This window comes from Synechococcus sp. R6-5 (assembly GCF_047461775.1).
In the GTDB taxonomy this organism is placed as follows: domain Bacteria; phylum Cyanobacteriota; class Cyanobacteriia; order Thermostichales; family Thermostichaceae; genus Thermostichus.
Genome location: NZ_JANSHV010000001.1, coordinates 1 through 15,863, shown reverse-complemented (window position 1 = coordinate 15,863; position 15,863 = coordinate 1). Strand labels below are relative to the sequence as shown.

Below are 15,863 nucleotides of genomic sequence, written 5' to 3'. Positions count from 1 at the left end.
AGGACTCCGTCCCGCTAACGCGATCGGGCTGGGCTTAACCCTCTGGCAGCGATCCTTTGAGGTCGTGAATACCGAATGGCTACGCTGGTGTGATCGGGAGGGGCAGGTTTTGCCCACCGGCGAAGAAAAGGCTGCTCTGGAACAACAGCGCGCTGAGGCAGAACGCCAACGGGCCGAAGCCCTTTTGGAGCTGCTGCGTTCCCACGGCAAAGGACTCCGTCCCGCTAACGCGATCGCACCGCCGGCAGCCTGAAAAATCCCGTCCCTAACGGGGCTTCCATTGTCCATTGCCTATCCACCGCCATGTCTACCCTCCCCAGCAGCAGCGAAGCCGCCCAACGGGCCGCCCGCCTGGAAAAAGCCCAACACCTGCGGGAACAAGGGATCCCGCCCTATGCCTATTCTTTTCCTGTTACCCATCTGGCTGCCGAGCTGCAGGAGCAATTTGCCGACCTAGAGCCCGGCGGCGAGCGGGAGGATGTGCAGGTGGCGGTGGCCGGGCGGATCCGGGCGCGGCGGGTCATGGGCAAGCTGGCTTTCTTTACCCTTCAGGATCGCTCCGGCACCATCCAGCTTTACCTGGAGAAGCAACGGCTGACGGAGCATATGGGGGAGTTGGCCTTCAAGAACTTGGACAAGCTCATCGACGTGGGCGATTGGCTGGGGGCCAAGGGCTGCCTCAAGCGCACCGAAAAAGGGGAATTGTCGGTGCGGGTGGACGAGTACCAGGTGCTAACCAAGGCGCTGTTGCCGCTGCCGGACAAGTGGCACGGCCTGCGGGATGTGGAGAAACGCTACCGCCAGCGCTACGTCGATCTCATCGTCAACCCTGAGGTCAAGCAGACCTTGCTCGACCGCGCCCAGATCATCCGCTCCCTGCGGCAGACTCTGGAAGAGCGAGGTTTTGTGGAAATTGAGACGCCAGTGTTGCAGGTGATCCCCGGCGGGGCGGAGGCGCGACCCTTCATCACCCACCACAACGCTCTGGATCTGGATCTCTACCTGCGCATTGCCACCGAGCTGCACCTGAAGCGGCTGGTGGTGGGCGGGATCGAGCGAGTCTATGAAATTGGGCGGGTCTTTCGCAACGAAGGCATCTCCACCCGCCACAACCCGGAGTTCACCTCTCTAGAGGCCTATCAAGCCTTCGCCGACTACCACACCATGATGGAGCTGACGGAAACCCTGGTCTGCAACGCCGCCCTGGCGGTGCGGGGATCCCTGCAGCTCACCTACCAAGGGGAAGCCATCGACCTCACCCCTCCCTGGCGACGGGTGACGATGCAGGAGCTGGTGGAGGAGGCCACTGGCATTTTCATCGATGTGGAAAAGGGATGCCCTGAAGAGCTCTTGCCGGCCTTGGCCGCCCAAGGGATCCCCAATCTCTCACCCCAGGACTCCCCCGGCCAGTTGCTGGTCAAAGCCTTTGAGCACTGCTGCGAGAGCCGCCTGCGCCAGCCCACCTTTGTTCTGGACTACCCCCTGGAGGTGTGTCCCCTCACCAAGCCCCACCGCAGCAAACCGGGGTTGGCCGAGCGCTTCGAGCTGTTCATCGTTGGGCGGGAGACGGCCAACGCCTACTCCGAGCTCACCGATCCGGTGGATCAGCGGCAGCGGCTGGAGGCCCAGGCAGCCCTGAAGGCAGCCGGAGATGAGGAGGCCCACTTTCTGGATGAAGACTTCCTCACGGCCTTGGAATATGGCCTGCCCCCCACCGGCGGCCTGGGCGTGGGGATCGACCGCTTGGTGATGCTGCTGTGCGACGCTCCCAGCATTCGCGATGTCATTGCCTTTCCGCTGCTGCGGCCCGAGACGGGAGAAGTGGCGGAGGAGGCTTGAGCCGATCCCTCTAACTGTCCATTCAAATCCCATCGATTTCTAAGAGAGGTTGGAGGTGGCCGCGGCGACGGCGCGGAGCCTTTGGGAAGTGTCTCAACCTATTTTGAAATAACTAGCGATAACGTCTTCCAAAAGCCGACCTTCGTACCCTTGCATCTGGAGGGCAGCCTGGAAATCCTGGCAGGCTCTCTGCCAATCCCCAAGGGCAGTCCGGGCCAGGGCGCGGTTGAGGTGGGCCTTGAGGTGGCAGGGATCCCCCTCCTTCGCGTCAGCAGTGCAGAGTGTTATGGCTTGGTCGTAGTCGCGGATGGCCGCCGAAAAATCCCCCTGTTGGGCGTAGGCCCAGCCGCGGTTGTTCAAAACCCAGACCCGCTCCTGGGGATCCAGCTCCAGTTGCAGCAGTCGGGTGTAGTCTTCCAAAGCTTTGTCCGTCTGTCCCGCGCGATCCCACAAGAGAGCTCGGCAGAGCAAAGCAGGGCGCTCCTGGGGGTTCAAGGCCAGGGCCCGCGTGTAGTCGGCAATGGCCAGCTCAGGGCAATTGGCCTGCCGGTGTAGATCCCCCCGTTGACGGTAGGCCAGGGCAGCATTGGCCACCCCCCAGTCTCGGTCAAGACTCAGGGCTTGGTCGAGATCCGCCAGTGCCATCTCTTGATCCCCCAAAGCCAGATGCACCCTTGCCCGCAAAGCAAAAGCCTGAGAAGCCTGCGGTTGCTGCTGGATCAGCGCCGTGAAATCGGCCAACGCCCCAGCCAGATCCCCCCTCTCTTGGCGACACAAGCCCCGATACAACAGGGCTTCGGTGACCAGCACTTCTGGATCCCCTGGGCTGGCCAGCTCCAAGACCCGATCCCAATCGGCTATTGCCCCCTCCAGGTTGTGGCGCAGGCGGCGGACTTGGGCCCGCTTCAGGTGGGCCTCCAGATAGAGCTGCCGGGACTGTTCCCCGTCTTGGGCCTCTTCCTGGATGACTTGGTCGAAGTCGGATTCAGCCTGCGCGTAGTACCCCAGCTCCAAGGACTCCGTCCCGCTGACGCGATCCTGCTCCGCACGGTTGGTAGGGCCATCGGTGCCGCGCACCGCCAACGTCAACAACAGAGAGCCGCGGGCCAAGCGGGCCATCCTGTGTTGGGGATCCCGCTGCAGCAGACGGTTTAGATCTTGCAAGGCCGCTTCGGTCTGACCCAACTGCTGCAGGGCTTGTCCTCGGTGCCACAGCGCTTCCCTGTGGTCAGGATCCTGCTGCAAAACCCGGCTGAGATCCTGAATGGCGGAATCCCAGTTGCCCACCTGTCCATGGGCCATGCCCCGTCCCAGCCAAGCCGTCCAGTCCTGAGGATCCTGCCGCAACACCTCGTCGTAGTCGGCAATGGCCTCTGGCCACCGGCCCAGCTGTCGGCACAACTCAGCTCGCTCTTGGCGCAGATCCCGCCGTTCCGGCTGCAAGCGCACCGCCTCGTTCAACTGCTCCAAGGCCGCCTGCAGATCTCCCGTCTGGATTTGGGCCCGCGCCAGATCTCGGCGGATATCCGCCTCGGCCACTGCCACCCCCAGCGCCAAAGCCTGGTGGTAATCCTGGATGGCCCCCAGCCCATCTCCCAGAGCAGCCCGCACTTGGCCGCGATGGAAATAAGCCAAGCCCGACTGAGGATCCCCTTGCAGAGCTTGGTCGAAATCGGCCAGCGCTCCCTGCCAATCCCCCAACCGTTGCCGTGCCATACCGCGGCGCAGATGGGCATTAACCAGCAGCTCCGGCCCGCGTGGGATCCCCCACTGCAACACCTGCGAGAAGTCCTCACAGGCTGCCGGCCAATCTTCCCGCTCAGCATGGAGTTGGCCGCGGTTGAAGTAGAGCTGAGGGTTCTGCGGATCCCGCTCCAGGGCAGCCGTGTAATCCTGCAGAGCCGCTAGGGGATCCCCCAACAGCCAATGGATTCGCCCGCGGCTGCTGTAGGCACTGGCATCTTGGGGATCCAGAGCGATGGCCTGGCTCAAGTCCGACAAAGCCGCTTCGATGTTGCCCAAGTCCAGGTGGGCAATGCCTCGGTTGAGGTAGGCTTTGGCCATCTGGGGATCCAGCTCCAGGGCGCGGTTGAAGTCTGCCAGAGCGCCGCCGGGATCCCCCAGCCCCTGGCGAGCCAAGCCCCGGCAGAGATAGGCCCGCGACAGGTTGGGATCCAGACGGAGAGCCTGTTCACAATCGGCCAGCGCCGGCTCCAGGGTGTTGCTGCTCAGGTAGGCCATGGCCCGCTGCAAGTAGAGATCCGCCTGGGCTGCCGCCTCTGCCTCAGGTAGCTCAGTGGCCTCAGCAGACCGTAGGGATAGGGCCTGAGAAAAATCTTCAACGGCCCCTTGGGGATCCCCCAACGCTTGCCGGGCCAGGCCCCGGTGGTAATAGGCTTTGCCGTGGCGAGGATCCAACTGCAGCGCTTGGGTGTAGTCCTCGACGGCCCCTTGCAAATCTGACAACTGGACCCGCGCCACTCCCCGGTTGAAGTAGGCTTCCCCGTCCTGAGGGTCCCGCTTGATCACCTCGGAAAAATCGGCTGCTGCCCCCTGCGCATCTCCCAGATGGCCGCGCACCACGCCGCGGTTGAAATAGGCCCGCACATCTTCCGGGTTGAGCTCAATGGCCCGCGAATAGTCTTCGATGGCCTGCTGCTGCTGATTGAGTTGCCGGTAAGCATTGCCACGGTTGTAGTAGGCCACCGCCCATTGTGGGTTGAGGCCGAGAGCCTGGGTGTAGTCGGCAACAGCTCCCTCGTAGTCCTCCAGCCGGTAGCGGGCAATGCCGCGGTTGAAATAGGCGCGGGCGTCCCCTGCCAGTTGAATAACTTGGGTGTAATCTGCGATGGCCCCTGCCAAGTCCCCACTTTTGTAGCGGGCGCTGCCCCGCTGGCTGTAGGCACGGCTGTTTTGGGGATCCAATTGAATGGCCAACGTACAGTCGGCAATCGCCCCCTGGAAATCCCCTTGGCGAGCTTTCTCCTGTGCGCGGGCCAACAGGCGCGTCACCAAAACCTGATCCACCGAAACATCGCCGAGCGTCGCCTCTTGGGGAAAAGGCAACAGGGGCCGCAGCGCCTCCAACACTTCAGCAGCGGACTGGAAGCGCTCTTGCCAGTGGGGGCAGATCAGGCGATCCAAAATCTCGGCCAGCTCCTCGCTGACCTGAACCAAATCCCGCCAGAGCAGTTGGCCGGTGCGGGGATCATCCCGGATCTTATGGGGAGGACGACCGGTGAGGGCTTGGATGGCCAGCACCCCTACGGAGTACAGGTCGCTGCAGGGCTGGGGCTTGCCGTTGAGCTGTTCGGGCGCCATGTAGCCAACCGAGCCAATCACCGTCGCCAACTGAGTTTGGCCGGGGGCATGGCTGACCAACCGCCCCACTTCCTTGACTGCCCCAAAGTCGATCAACACCAACTTGCCATCGGCATCGCGGCGCATCAGGTTGGCCGGCTTGATATCCCGATGGACGATCTGGTGGGCGTGTACATGGCGCAGGATCTCCAAAATATCCCACAACAGTTTCAAAACCTCGGCCTCGCTCAGCGGCTTGCCCGGGATCAGCTCCTGGCTGAGATCATGCCCGGCAACAAACTCTTGCACCAAGTAAAAATCCTGATCCTGCTCGAAGTGGGCCAAAAGGCGGGGCACCTGGTCGAAGTGGTTGAGCCGGTTGAGAACCTTGGCTTCCCGTTCAAAGAGCTTGCGAGCCGTGGCCAACGTATAGGGATCCGTGGAGAGGGGGCGAAGGCGCTTGACGACGCAAGGGCTATCGAAGGTGTCTTGATCCACCGCCTTGTAGGTTACGCCAAACCCTCCTTCCCCGAGGGGATGGAGAATGCGATAGCGTCCCCTGAGCACACTTCCCGCTCTGATCTTGTCTTCCATAGCCAAGCCAGTCGCCTGAGCGGAGCAGCCTTTTGCCACTACGAGCTGGCTCGATTCTGCCACAGGCCGACGCCCTTGGGCGGAGCAACCCACAGCTCCTATCCAGGGTCTTTTTCTGCTTTTTCTTTTCGCGATCTTCAATGTCTGTAACAATTCAGTCAGAGAGAAACCGCGATCTGACCTCGCCGCTCTTCAAAATCGCTGATCAGCAGTCTCACCTCGATCTGCCATTCCCCCGCCAGGGCCAGAGGCACATTTTCCACCACAAATTGGCCAGGCCTATCCGGCGCTACAGTACGGCGTAGAGGGGGGATCCCCTGTTCTGGCAGGGAAAACCCAAGGGTCAATTCCTGAGCCGGGATCCCTTTCACTTCAACTTGGATCTGGTTTTCTCCGGGACGACAGGGCAGAATCCTCAGGTGCAGGCTGCCTTCCGGCCAGTTCAAGCTCTCTTCACAACTGGTCTGCCAACCTGATTCCAGGGGGGATCCCATGCCCTGCCTCCCATGACTGGGGGGAGCCTGGGCCACCAGGAAGCTGGTCAAGGCCAGCACCAGAATCAGCCCCACCAACTCCAGGCGGACGATCCGGCGCAGCGACCGGCCCACCGTCTGCCCACCCTGTTGCAATGCCGGCACCAGCCGAAACTTGTTGTGGGCGCCCAGCCCCACCATCATCAGCACCAGCAGCAGCTTGGCCCAGAGATACTGCCCATACGGATGATCCCAGTCCCAGCCGCGGTGGATCCCACCCATTCCCACCCCTGCCAGGATCAGTCCGGGCACTGCCCAGGTGGCCACGTCAGAAAACCGTTGGATGATGCCTACAGATGGGTAGGGAGCAGATTCCTTGCCCAGCAGGCGCTCCAGCCCCCACAACCCTCCCAACCAGAAAGCTGAACCGGCCAGATGCAGCCCCAGCAGCGCCATTGTCCCCATCGGATGCTCACTGGTGAGAGCATGGCCAATGGGCAAAAAGGAGCCGAGCACCAACACCGACCCCATACCGCTGGCCCAGACGGCACCTCCCTCACAGGCCCAGATCAGGATCCCTAGCCCCACCAGCCGCAGCCCTGTACCCCAACCGTAGGGAGAAAGCATCACACGCAGCAGCTCTCGCCCATTAAAGTAAGGGTAGAGCTGGGCCAAATGCAGACTGAAGGCCACCACGGTCAAGCTGAGGGTGATCCAAGCTGTCGCAAAAGCCCAAGATAAGGGCTCCGCCCCGCTGACGCGATCAGAATCGGCGAAACTGCTCCGCTGCCCCCGCAACAGTCGCCACCAGCCCAGCACCCCCACCACAAAAAGGCTGCCCAAGTAGATCCCCCAGCGTACCCCCACCAGCGGCCAGTACAAGGGATCCCTTCCTTGAAGCTGGGTCGCCCTCACCGTCTGAACTCGCTCCGGATCCGCTCCCACCAGGAAAACAAACGAACCGCTTACCGGATGAGAATCGGCAGAAATGGCCCGCCAGCTGACAATGTAAACTCCCTCGGGGATCCCCTGCGGCAAATCCCCCTGCGGTGCCTCACCCCTGGTCACCCGATTTTCCAAGGGCAGAGCTCGTCCGTTGCTGTCTAAAACCTGGAGCTGTGTGATCTGCACCGGCTCATTGAAAACAAGCCGCACCTGGGCCGGAGCTTCCTGCAACACTGCCCCATCCTCCGGGAAGGTGGATAGCAAGCTGGCATGGGCAAAAACGGGCTGGATCCCGGCCACCCACAGCAAGGCGCAGAGGATCCCAGACCAAATCCAAGCAAAACCCCTTTTGGGATGAAACATGCTCCTAAGCAGACCGCTTAGCGGGTACCGTGACCATGCCCATGTCCATGCCCGTGGCCGTGCCCATGTCCACTGTCTCCACCTGTCAGCTTCAGCAGCGGAGCCGGCTCCGGCAAACTGTTGGGATCCTCGCCAGGCTGAGCCACCTGAATCCAGCGGTACATGCCCTGCTCGCACTCCTGAATCACTGGGATGGGGATGACCTCACCGGGGCGATTCGGCAGCTTGAGGCTGATGCTGAACTCATCCATGAACTCATCGGGCAGCGAGCCGCCGCTCCAGATCACCTCGGCAACCGTTTCGGTAATCATCTTCCCATGCGACTCATAGGGGGTCTCCAGCGGCTTTTTGACCGTCTCGATTTTCCACAGGGGATGCACCATCGGCTTCACAGAGACGAATCCCTCCGGGATCTGCACCCGCAGGCGCACGGTCGGGGATCCATCGCAGCCATGGGGCACCCGAAAGGTGAGCTTGGCAAAGCTGCCCGCCGGGGCCTCTTTGGGATGGACGGTGACATGGGCCCAGGCAGAGGAAAGGGGTAAAAAACTCATTCCCAGGGCCAGCAGAGATTTCTTGGCCAGGGTCAAGTAACTTTGCAGACTGAACATTCGCAGATGCTCCTTACAAGCCTGTAGAGAAAGAGAAAAATGCAGTGTTTGTTGGTCAAAACCTAGGGGTGGTGATGGGATCCGTGGGATTCCGTTACGCTCATGCTGTGCTGTCCCCAACTGGCTAGGCCCATCGACACCAGGCCGGCACTGGCCAAGCCCATCGACACCAGCCCGAAGGAGAGCGCTCCCATAGCCACCAGGCCAATGGAGAGGATGCCGTGGGTCACCACGCCGATGGCCACTACCCCATGGGCAGAAATGCCCACCGCCACCAAGCCATGGGCTCCCACGCCAACCGACAGGACTTTGCGGCGGGATCCCTGTCCTTCACATCCCTGCTCGTGAGGCAGCCGCTCCGCCGGGCTTTCCTGCAGCAAGGCTGGATCTTGAGTCTTCTCTTTGGACACTAGCCTCTACTCCAGTTGTGCTCAGCGCGATCCAAAACGTAGGCCGCCACCGCCTCGATCTCCTCCGGCTTGAGAATCTTGGCAAAAGCCGGCATGGCCCCTTTGCCGTTTCTCACTTGGGCCTGGATCAGCTCAGGGGTGTCTACGTGGTACTCATGAAGAGCCGCCAGAGAAAGGTTTTTCGCTGCCACCAAAGTGTTGCGCCCGTTCAAGTGACAACCCACACATTTGGCCTGAAAGACCTTGGCTCCCAAGGCCAAATCCGGCTCAGCAGAAGCCATTTGCGGGCCTAAAAAGAGGGCAAATACTGCCACCAAAAGCCCGATAAAAAGGTTGATCATTCGCATTTTCATCTCAGGGACTGACCGAAAACTAGCCCTTAAGGCCCGCCCATTATCCCAAGCCCGTTGGGCCAGGTCAAAAGACAGCCTGTCGAGTTTCCCCCGGCTACTATAAGGTCAGGATCCCCCGAAGCCATGAGCGGTCTGCCCCCCGATTTCATTCAGTTGGTGCGCCAAAAGGCCGACCTCGTGGAAGTGGTGGCCGAAAAAGTGGTGCTGCGCAAGCAGGGAAAGAACTTCGTTGGGCTTTGCCCTTTCCACAACGACCACAAACCCAGTTTTCAGGTCAGCCCCAGCAAGCAGATCTACAAGTGCTTCTCCTGCGGGGCAGGGGGAGATGTGCTGCGCTTTGTCATGCAGACCGAGCATCTCTCCTTTGCTGAGGCCGTGCGCCACTTGGCGCGGCGATACCACATACCTCTGCCCACCCGCAATCCCGAGGCGCAGCCCTTGGGATCCCTTGATGAGCGGGAGCTCTCCCACCGGGAAAAGCTGCTGGAGATTTTGGCCATGGCTGCCGATTTTTATCGGCATGCCCTCCGATCCCAGCTAGGATCCGCCGCCCGCCAGTACCTGCACAGCCGCCACCTGAGCGAAGAAACTTTGCAAAAATTTCAAATCGGCTTTGCTCCCCCCGGCTGGCAATCTCTCTACGAATACTTGGTCAACCACAAGCGCCAACCGGTCAAACTTTTAGAAGAGGCTGGATTGCTGGTTCCCCGCCAGCAGGGATCCGGCCACTACGACCGCTTTCGCAACCGGATCATGCTGCCCATTTTCGATGTGCAGGGGCGGGTGATCGGGTTTGCCGGCAGAGCCTTGGGGGAGTCAGGACAGCCCAAGTACCTCAACTCTCCAGAAACAGAGCTCTTCAACAAAAGCCAGGTGGTCTATGGCCTCAACTTTGCCCGCGATGCCATTGCCAAGGCCGATCAAGTCCTGGTGGTGGAAGGCTACTTCGATGTCATCGCCCTGCATCAGGCGGGGGTTGCCTATGCCGTAGCCGCTATGGGCACCGCTTTGACGCCCCACCAGGTGAAGACCCTGCTGCGCTACACCCAATCGAAGCGACTGATTCTCAATTTTGATGCGGATCGGGCCGGTTTGAACGCCGCCAACCGAGCCATTGAAGCCGTTGAAGAACAAGCGCGGCGCGGAGAAATTGAGCTGCGCATTCTCACCCTTCCTGAGGGCAAAGATGCCGACGAATTTTTGCGGGAGCACAGGGGCTCCGCCCCGCTGACACCAGCGGTTGCTGAACTGCAAACCCTGATTGAGCAGGCCCCCCTGTGGCTGGATTGGCGAATTGAACAGGTGCTGGCCGGTCGGGATCTGAGCCGGGCCGCCGATTTTCAACAGGCCCGTCAAGCCCTTGTGCAACTGCTGGCCGGTTTGGGTGGACAGTGGCGCTCTTTGTATTTGCACAAAGTGGCAGAATTGCTCAGCCGCGGCAACGGTCGCCTCAGTCGAGATTTGGAAGAAGACCTGCGCCGAGCCGTGCGGCAGTACCGCTGGGCCAAACCCCAGCAACCTTCCCTCAATAAGGGATCCAAACTCTTGCAGTCGGAGTCCCATCTTTTGCAGATCTTTCTGCATTTTGGCGAGTATCGCCGCGAAATTCGCCAAACTTTGCTGGAGCGGGAGCTGCAATTTAGCTTTCGCCCCCACCGGGAGCTGTGGCAGCGGATCTTGGAACTGATCTCGGCTCAGCCGGAGCTGGAAGAGCAAGAAGAGACGTTGCTGACGGCTTTGCGCACCCTCTGTGCCCAAGATGAGCAGCTCAACGAGCGCCTCAGCCATCTGCTTTGGCTGGACGAAAACACCCGCGTAGCTCTGATGCGTCCGCAGATGGTGGTGCGGGCCGCCATTGCCAACATGGAGCTGGAAATTCGCCAGAAGCGCTACCGCTACTGGACCCAACTGTGGGATCAAGCCTTTTCCGAAGGCAACACTGCCCTGGCCGCCCAGTACCAGGCCGGCATCCAGCAGGAATACCAAGCGATTCAGGCGCTGCAGCGGCAGGTGCAACTGAGCCTGGAAGACATGTCGGAAACCCCACTGGCCGAAGATTTATAGTCATTTCGATTCAAACTAGGACACTAAACCCATAACCCCATACGCGGCCAGAAGGCTTCTCTCTATAGCCCGAGTGTCTCACCCTAAACTGAACAGACTGTAGTGGCTGATGGACGGCCTGTTGGTGCTCAAAAGGGCTTCGCTCCCCTAGCGCGAGATCAGCTCCGCTTGCAACCGCTCCCGGGCCACCTGCAAAGCCTCTGCCAATTTCTCCGGCTGTTTGCCCCCGGCCTGGGCCAAGTTGGGCCGTCCGCCGCCGCCCCCTCCGGTGAGTTTGGCAATCTCGCCGATGAAGGATCCCGCCTTCAGGCCAAGTTGCTGCACAGCAGGGCTAAAGGCAGCCACCAGGCTGACCTTGCCGGCTTCCGGCACCGATCCCAGCACCACTGCCCCTTCCCCCAGCTTGTGGAGCAGATGCTCGGCAGCGGTTTTGAGGGCCTCAGGGGTGGTGGATCCCAGCTCGGCCACCAGCACCTTGAGATCTCCGACGGCAACCGCCTGGGCCAGCAGACCTTCGGCCTGTAGCAAGGCCAACTGGCTGCGCACCTCTTCCAGTTCCTTCTGGGCAGCTTTCAGCTCCGCCTGTAGGGCGGCAACCCGCTCCGGCAGTTCCTGGGGCTTGGCTTTAAATTGAGCGCTCAGCTCCCGCACCACCCTGTCCCGTTCGTTCAGGTATTCCAGCACAGCCGGCCCGGCCACGGCCTCGATGCGACGGATCCCAGCAGCCACTCCCGTCTCGGCGATGATCTTGAACAGGCCGATCTCGGCGGTGTTGTTGACGTGGGTGCCGCCACACAGCTCCATCGACACCCCCGGAAAGTCGATCACCCGCACCTCAGCGCCGTATTTTTCCCCGAACATGGCCACAGCACCTCTGGCTTTGGCTTCGGCCAAGGGCATGATCGCCACTTGAGCAGCATGGGCCTCGGCAATCCAGGTGTTCACCAAGTTCTCGATCTGTTCCAGCTCCTCAGGGGTGACTGGCCGGGATAGGGTGAAATCAAAGCGCAGCCGGTCAAAAGCCACCAGGGATCCCGCCTGACCAATCGAGGGATCGACAATTCTTTTCAGGGCCGCCTGCAGCAGGTGGGTGGCGGTGTGGTGGGCTTGGGCGCGCCGCCGACAGGCCAGGTCAATCTGGGCTTGGACGGGATCCCCCACCCGCAGGATCCCGCGTTCCACACGGCCAAAGTGAACGAACAGATCCCCTTGCTTTTGCACATCTTCAACGCGCACCAGCAGGCCATCCCCGGAGAGGTAGCCCCGGTCGCCAATTTGCCCGCCGGACTCGGCGTAGAAGGGCGTGCGATCCAAAACGACCTGCACTGCCTGCCCTGCCTCCACTTGGGGCACCGATTTTCCCCCGACCAGCAGGGCCTCGACCACGCCGCGGGCAGAAGATTGGCTGTACCCCAAAAACTCCGTTTGGCTGAGGAAATCCGCCAGCTCGTCCAGGGATCCCTGGGCCGTGAGATCGATGGTTTGGTGGGCGGCGCGGGCCCGCTGCCGCTGTTTCTCCATTTCTTGTTCAAAGCCCTCCAGATCCACACTGAAGCCGTGTTCTTGGGCGATTTCTTGGGTCAGCTCCAGCGGAAAACCGTAGGTATCGAAGAGCTTGAAGGCGTCGGCGCCGGAGATCTGCTTTTGGGAGCCGGTGGAGTGCTCCGCACCGCTGTCACGACGGGAAGATTCGACAGCAGCAAACAGATCCAGCAGCAGCCGTTCCCCCCGCTCCAGGGTTTTGAGAAACTGCTCTTCCTCCCGTTGCAGCTCGGTCTTGATCAGGGTTTCTCGCTCCCGCACCTGAGGATAGGCAGCCTCGGCCAACTGAATCGCGGTCTCGATTACCGGGATGGTGAAAGGCTCGCCGATCCCCAGCAACCGACCGTGGCGCACCATTCGCCGGATCAGCCGCCGCAGCACATAGCCCCGATCCACATTGGAAGGGAGCACCCCATCGGCAATCAAGTGCATCACTGCCCGCGCGTGATCCCCGATCACCTTCAGAGAGATCTGCTGCTCCGGGTCGGCCTTGGAGTAGTTCAGCCCGGCGATCCCAGCCGCCGTTTGAATGATGGGAAAGATCAAGTCCGTCTCGTAGTTGTTGGGCACCCCCTGCAACACCTGGGCCAACCGCTCCAACCCCAGGCCGGTGTCGATGTTTTGCTTGGCCAGCGGCATCAGGTGACCTTCGCTATCCCGGTTCAGCTCCATGAACACCAGGTTGTAGATCTCCAGAAAGCGGGAGTCATCCTCCAAATCGATCCGCTCATCCCCCAGCTCCGGCTTGAAGTCGTAGTAGATCTCAGAACAAGGGCCACAGGGGCCGGTGGGGCCGGCAGCCCAGAAATTATCCGCCTCTCCCATGCGCTGGATGCGGTGGGCCGGGATCCCTATCTCATCTCGCCAGAGGGCAAAAGCCTCCTCATCTTCGCGAAAGACGCTCACCACCAGCCGTTCCGGGGGCAGGCCGAAAACCTCCGTCACCAGCTCCCAGGCCCAGGCGATGGCCTCTTTTTTGAAGTAGTCGCCAAAGCTGAAGTTGCCCAGCATCTCGAAGAAGGTGTGGTGGCGCGCCGTTCGGCCCACGTTCTCGATGTCGTTGGTGCGCACACATTTCTGGGCCGTTGTAACCCGTGGGTACTCCGGATCCCGTTGCCCCAGGAAAATGGGCTTAAAGGGCAACATGCCGGCAATGGTCAGCAGCACCGTTGGATCTTCTGGCACCAAGGAGGCGCTGGGTAACACCTGGTGGCCCCGCTGAGCGTAGAAGTCCAGAAAAGTTTGCCGAATGGCGGCACCGGAAAGCGCTGGAAACATGACAGGCGAAGATGGCTGTATTCATCAATTCTAAGTTTTCCCTCTGCAGGGCAGTCCAGCCCTTGTTGTTCTCCTCTGTTCCACCAAACCCCATCCGCCGAAAACCTAAGCGATTTGTCCGATTAACCTCAGGGCGGGCAGACGCTAAGATCAGCCTATCTGAGGCAGTTGTGCAAGATTTGTTTCTTCTTGGTCTAACCTGTATGTATCTCTCACAACTTGCCTGCCGACTTCTTGGCTCCGTCTCGGTTGTCCGGATCGCCAGCCGGTAACCCCAAACTGGTATGCCCACTTGCTACTGCCTTAACCCTGCCTGTTTGCACCCGGAAAACCCGGCGGATGCCTCTACCTGTGCCTCTTGTGGCCATCCCCTGCTGCTGCGCAATCGCTACCGGGCCTTCAAGCGCATTGGCCAGGGGGGATTTGGCTCTACCTTTTTGGCGCGGGATGAGGACATGCCCTCCAAACCTTGGCGGGTGATCAAGCAGTTGCGCCCGGTCGAGGGATCCCCGCAACTGGCCAAGCTGGCGGAGGAGCTCTTCAATCGCGAGGCCCAAGTGTTGGAGCGCCTGGGCGAACATTCGCAGATCCCCAAGCTCTACGCCCACTTCCAGGAAGGCGGCAAGTTCTACCTGGTGCAGGAATTTATCCAGGGCACCACCCTCTCCCAAGAAATGCGTCGCAATGGGCCCTTTTCCGAAGAACAAACCCGGCAGGTGATGCAGGAGGTGCTGCTGATCCTCAGCTATGTCCACAGCCAAAACACGGTTCACCGAGACATTAAACCTGCCAACCTCATTCGCCGCAAAGAGGATCAGCGGCTGGTGCTGATCGACTTTGGGGCCGTAAAGGAACTGGGGCCAGCCCAGGAGCAGGCGGCAGAAGTGACAGCAATCCGCTCCCTTGGCTTTTCTCCCCCGGAGCAAGTAGCCGGCCAGGCGGTCGGTCCCTCTAGCGATCTCTATGCCTTGGCTGCCACCTGCATCAACTTGATGACGTTGGAATCTCCGGCCAAGTTTTATAACCATGAAACGGGACAGTGGGATTGGTCGGATTGCCTGCAGCTCAGCCCGGAATTCGACGCCATTTTGCACCGCATGTTGCAGCCGGCCATCAATCAGCGCTTTGCCACCGCCACCGAGGTCTTGCGGGCGTTGCAAGGGATCCCGGTGGAAGAGGCAGGCGGCCCGATCTCTCAGCCGATTGTGTTGCCCAGCTCTCCCCTGTCTGCCAATCCCAGCACATCGGTGATCTCCGGCTACTGGGCCAAGCGCCGCTCGGGTGGTTTCGTGCCCACACCCCTCCCTCCGTCCACCGCAGGGGGAATGACAGCCAGCAGCCCGGTATCCATCCCCTCTGAGTGGGGGAGCACCACCGGTTTCACCCAACTGGGCCGAGCCAGCAGCATCACAGGCAGCGGACGGATCAAGCCGGCTACCCCACCGCGGATCCCTTCCATGGCGGGAGCGGATCTGCGGGGAAAGTCCTTTGCCAACCAAAACCTAGCCGGCTATGATTTGCGCCAGGCCGATCTGCGGGGGGCCGATTTCTCAGGGGCCAACTTGCAGGGGGCGGATCTGCGCGGCATCCTCTTCAACACCCCTCAACCCTACTGGCTGCGGGTTTTGATCCAACTGTCTGGATCGGCCAAAACGTTGGGAGGGATCCTGACAGGCTTGGGGGGGCTGCTGGGCTCAGGGATCCTGGCCTTTTTGCTTGTCCGCCTGACCACGGGCAATTTGGTTTATGCGTTAGGAGCGGCTGGGATCGCCTTGGTGGTGGCCAGCTCGGTGATCTGGTCGATGGGCGGTGGGGTTCGTTTGGCTCGATACCCAGAAGAAAAGAGCAAGCGCTTTACCAACTTTTGCAAAGCGGATCTACGGGGGGCGCGGATGGACGAGAAGCTACGGAAGTTTGCCCGCCGACAGGGAGCCATTTTGAGCTGACGCAGGGCGGATTGCGGATCTGGCGGATCTGGAATTTTGCGTTGCGATCTTTAACTTTATAGATCTTTAATAGTTTTATAGTTGTTTCAGGCTAGGATGAGACGTCTGGGCTACTGCTCGCGCCAGCGGGACGGAGTCCTATCGC

The 15,863-nt window shown here is 60.8% G+C and carries 9 protein-coding genes and 1 pseudogene; 4 read left to right on the top strand and 6 right to left on the bottom strand.

The features are described from left to right. Both NW818_RS00050 and lysS read left to right on the top strand, forming a co-directional pair. Nucleotides 1-253: pseudogene (locus NW818_RS00050) on the top strand (Uma2 family endonuclease); the annotation flags it as partial. 50 nt (nt 254-303) lie between these two features. After that, a complete protein-coding gene (lysS, locus tag NW818_RS00045) occupies nt 304-1,839 on the top strand; it encodes a lysine--tRNA ligase (RefSeq protein WP_414423498.1) in 1,536 nt (511 codons plus the stop codon). A 93-nt stretch (nt 1,840-1,932) separates the two neighbouring features. Here the strand turns inward: lysS and NW818_RS00040 are convergent, their stop codons facing one another. The 5 genes from NW818_RS00040 to NW818_RS00020 all read right to left on the bottom strand — a co-directional run bounded on the left by NW818_RS00040 (nt 1,933) and on the right by NW818_RS00020 (nt 8,876). Continuing rightward, nucleotides 1,933-5,733: a tetratricopeptide repeat protein gene (locus NW818_RS00040; protein ID WP_414423497.1), complete on the bottom strand. Its 3,801-nt coding sequence runs from the start codon at nt 5,731-5,733 to the stop codon at nt 1,933-1,935. A gap of 158 nt (nt 5,734-5,891) precedes the next feature. Beyond that, on the bottom strand, nt 5,892-7,514 hold the full coding sequence (locus tag NW818_RS00035) for a copper resistance CopC/CopD family protein (protein ID WP_414423496.1): 1,623 nt from the start codon (nt 7,512-7,514) through the stop codon (nt 5,892-5,894). A 17-nt stretch (nt 7,515-7,531) separates the two neighbouring features. Further along, on the bottom strand, nt 7,532-8,125 hold the full coding sequence (locus NW818_RS00030; protein ID WP_414356620.1) for a YcnI family protein: 594 nt from the start codon (nt 8,123-8,125) through the stop codon (nt 7,532-7,534). A 62-nt stretch (nt 8,126-8,187) separates the two neighbouring features. Further along, entirely contained in the window at nt 8,188-8,535 is a 348-nt protein-coding gene (locus tag NW818_RS00025; protein WP_414423495.1) for a hypothetical protein, read from the bottom strand. Next, entirely contained in the window at nt 8,535-8,876 is a 342-nt protein-coding gene (locus NW818_RS00020) for a c-type cytochrome (RefSeq protein ID WP_011433133.1), read from the bottom strand. The genes NW818_RS00025 and NW818_RS00020 overlap by 1 nt, the downstream gene beginning before the upstream one ends. Nucleotides 8,877-9,011: 135 nt before the next feature. Between NW818_RS00020 and dnaG the strand changes: the two genes are divergently transcribed. Continuing rightward, on the top strand, nt 9,012-10,952 hold the full coding sequence (dnaG, locus tag NW818_RS00015; protein WP_414423494.1) for a DNA primase: 1,941 nt from the start codon (nt 9,012-9,014) through the stop codon (nt 10,950-10,952). Nucleotides 10,953-11,099: 147 nt separating this feature from the next. Here the strand turns inward: dnaG and alaS are convergent, their stop codons facing one another. Then, nucleotides 11,100-13,772 carry an alanine--tRNA ligase gene (gene alaS, locus NW818_RS00010; protein ID WP_414423493.1) on the bottom strand — a complete coding sequence of 891 codons (2,673 nt, stop codon included), beginning with the start codon at nt 13,770-13,772 and terminating at the stop codon, nt 11,100-11,102. Nucleotides 13,773-14,056: 284 nt separating this feature from the next. Here alaS and NW818_RS00005 point away from each other — a divergent pair, with 284 nt between their 5' ends. Further along, on the top strand, nt 14,057-15,718 hold the full coding sequence (locus NW818_RS00005; RefSeq protein WP_414423492.1) for a protein kinase domain-containing protein: 1,662 nt from the start codon (nt 14,057-14,059) through the stop codon (nt 15,716-15,718). Nucleotides 15,719-15,863: the final 145 nt, after the last annotated feature.

Coding starts and splice junctions, on each gene's coding strand:
- lysS (WP_414423498.1), top strand. CDS start 304: ATGTCTACCCTCCCCAGCAGCAGCGAAGCCGCCCAACGGGCCGCCCGC.
- NW818_RS00040 (WP_414423497.1), bottom strand. CDS start 5,733: ATGGAAGACAAGATCAGAGCGGGAAGTGTGCTCAGGGGACGCTATCGC.
- NW818_RS00035 (WP_414423496.1), bottom strand. CDS start 7,514: ATGTTTCATCCCAAAAGGGGTTTTGCTTGGATTTGGTCTGGGATCCTC.
- NW818_RS00030 (WP_414356620.1), bottom strand. CDS start 8,125: ATGTTCAGTCTGCAAAGTTACTTGACCCTGGCCAAGAAATCTCTGCTG.
- NW818_RS00020 (WP_011433133.1), bottom strand. CDS start 8,876: ATGATCAACCTTTTTATCGGGCTTTTGGTGGCAGTATTTGCCCTCTTT.
- dnaG (WP_414423494.1), top strand. CDS start 9,012: ATGAGCGGTCTGCCCCCCGATTTCATTCAGTTGGTGCGCCAAAAGGCC.
- alaS (WP_414423493.1), bottom strand. CDS start 13,772: ATGTTTCCAGCGCTTTCCGGTGCCGCCATTCGGCAAACTTTTCTGGAC.
- NW818_RS00005 (WP_414423492.1), top strand. CDS start 14,057: ATGCCCACTTGCTACTGCCTTAACCCTGCCTGTTTGCACCCGGAAAAC.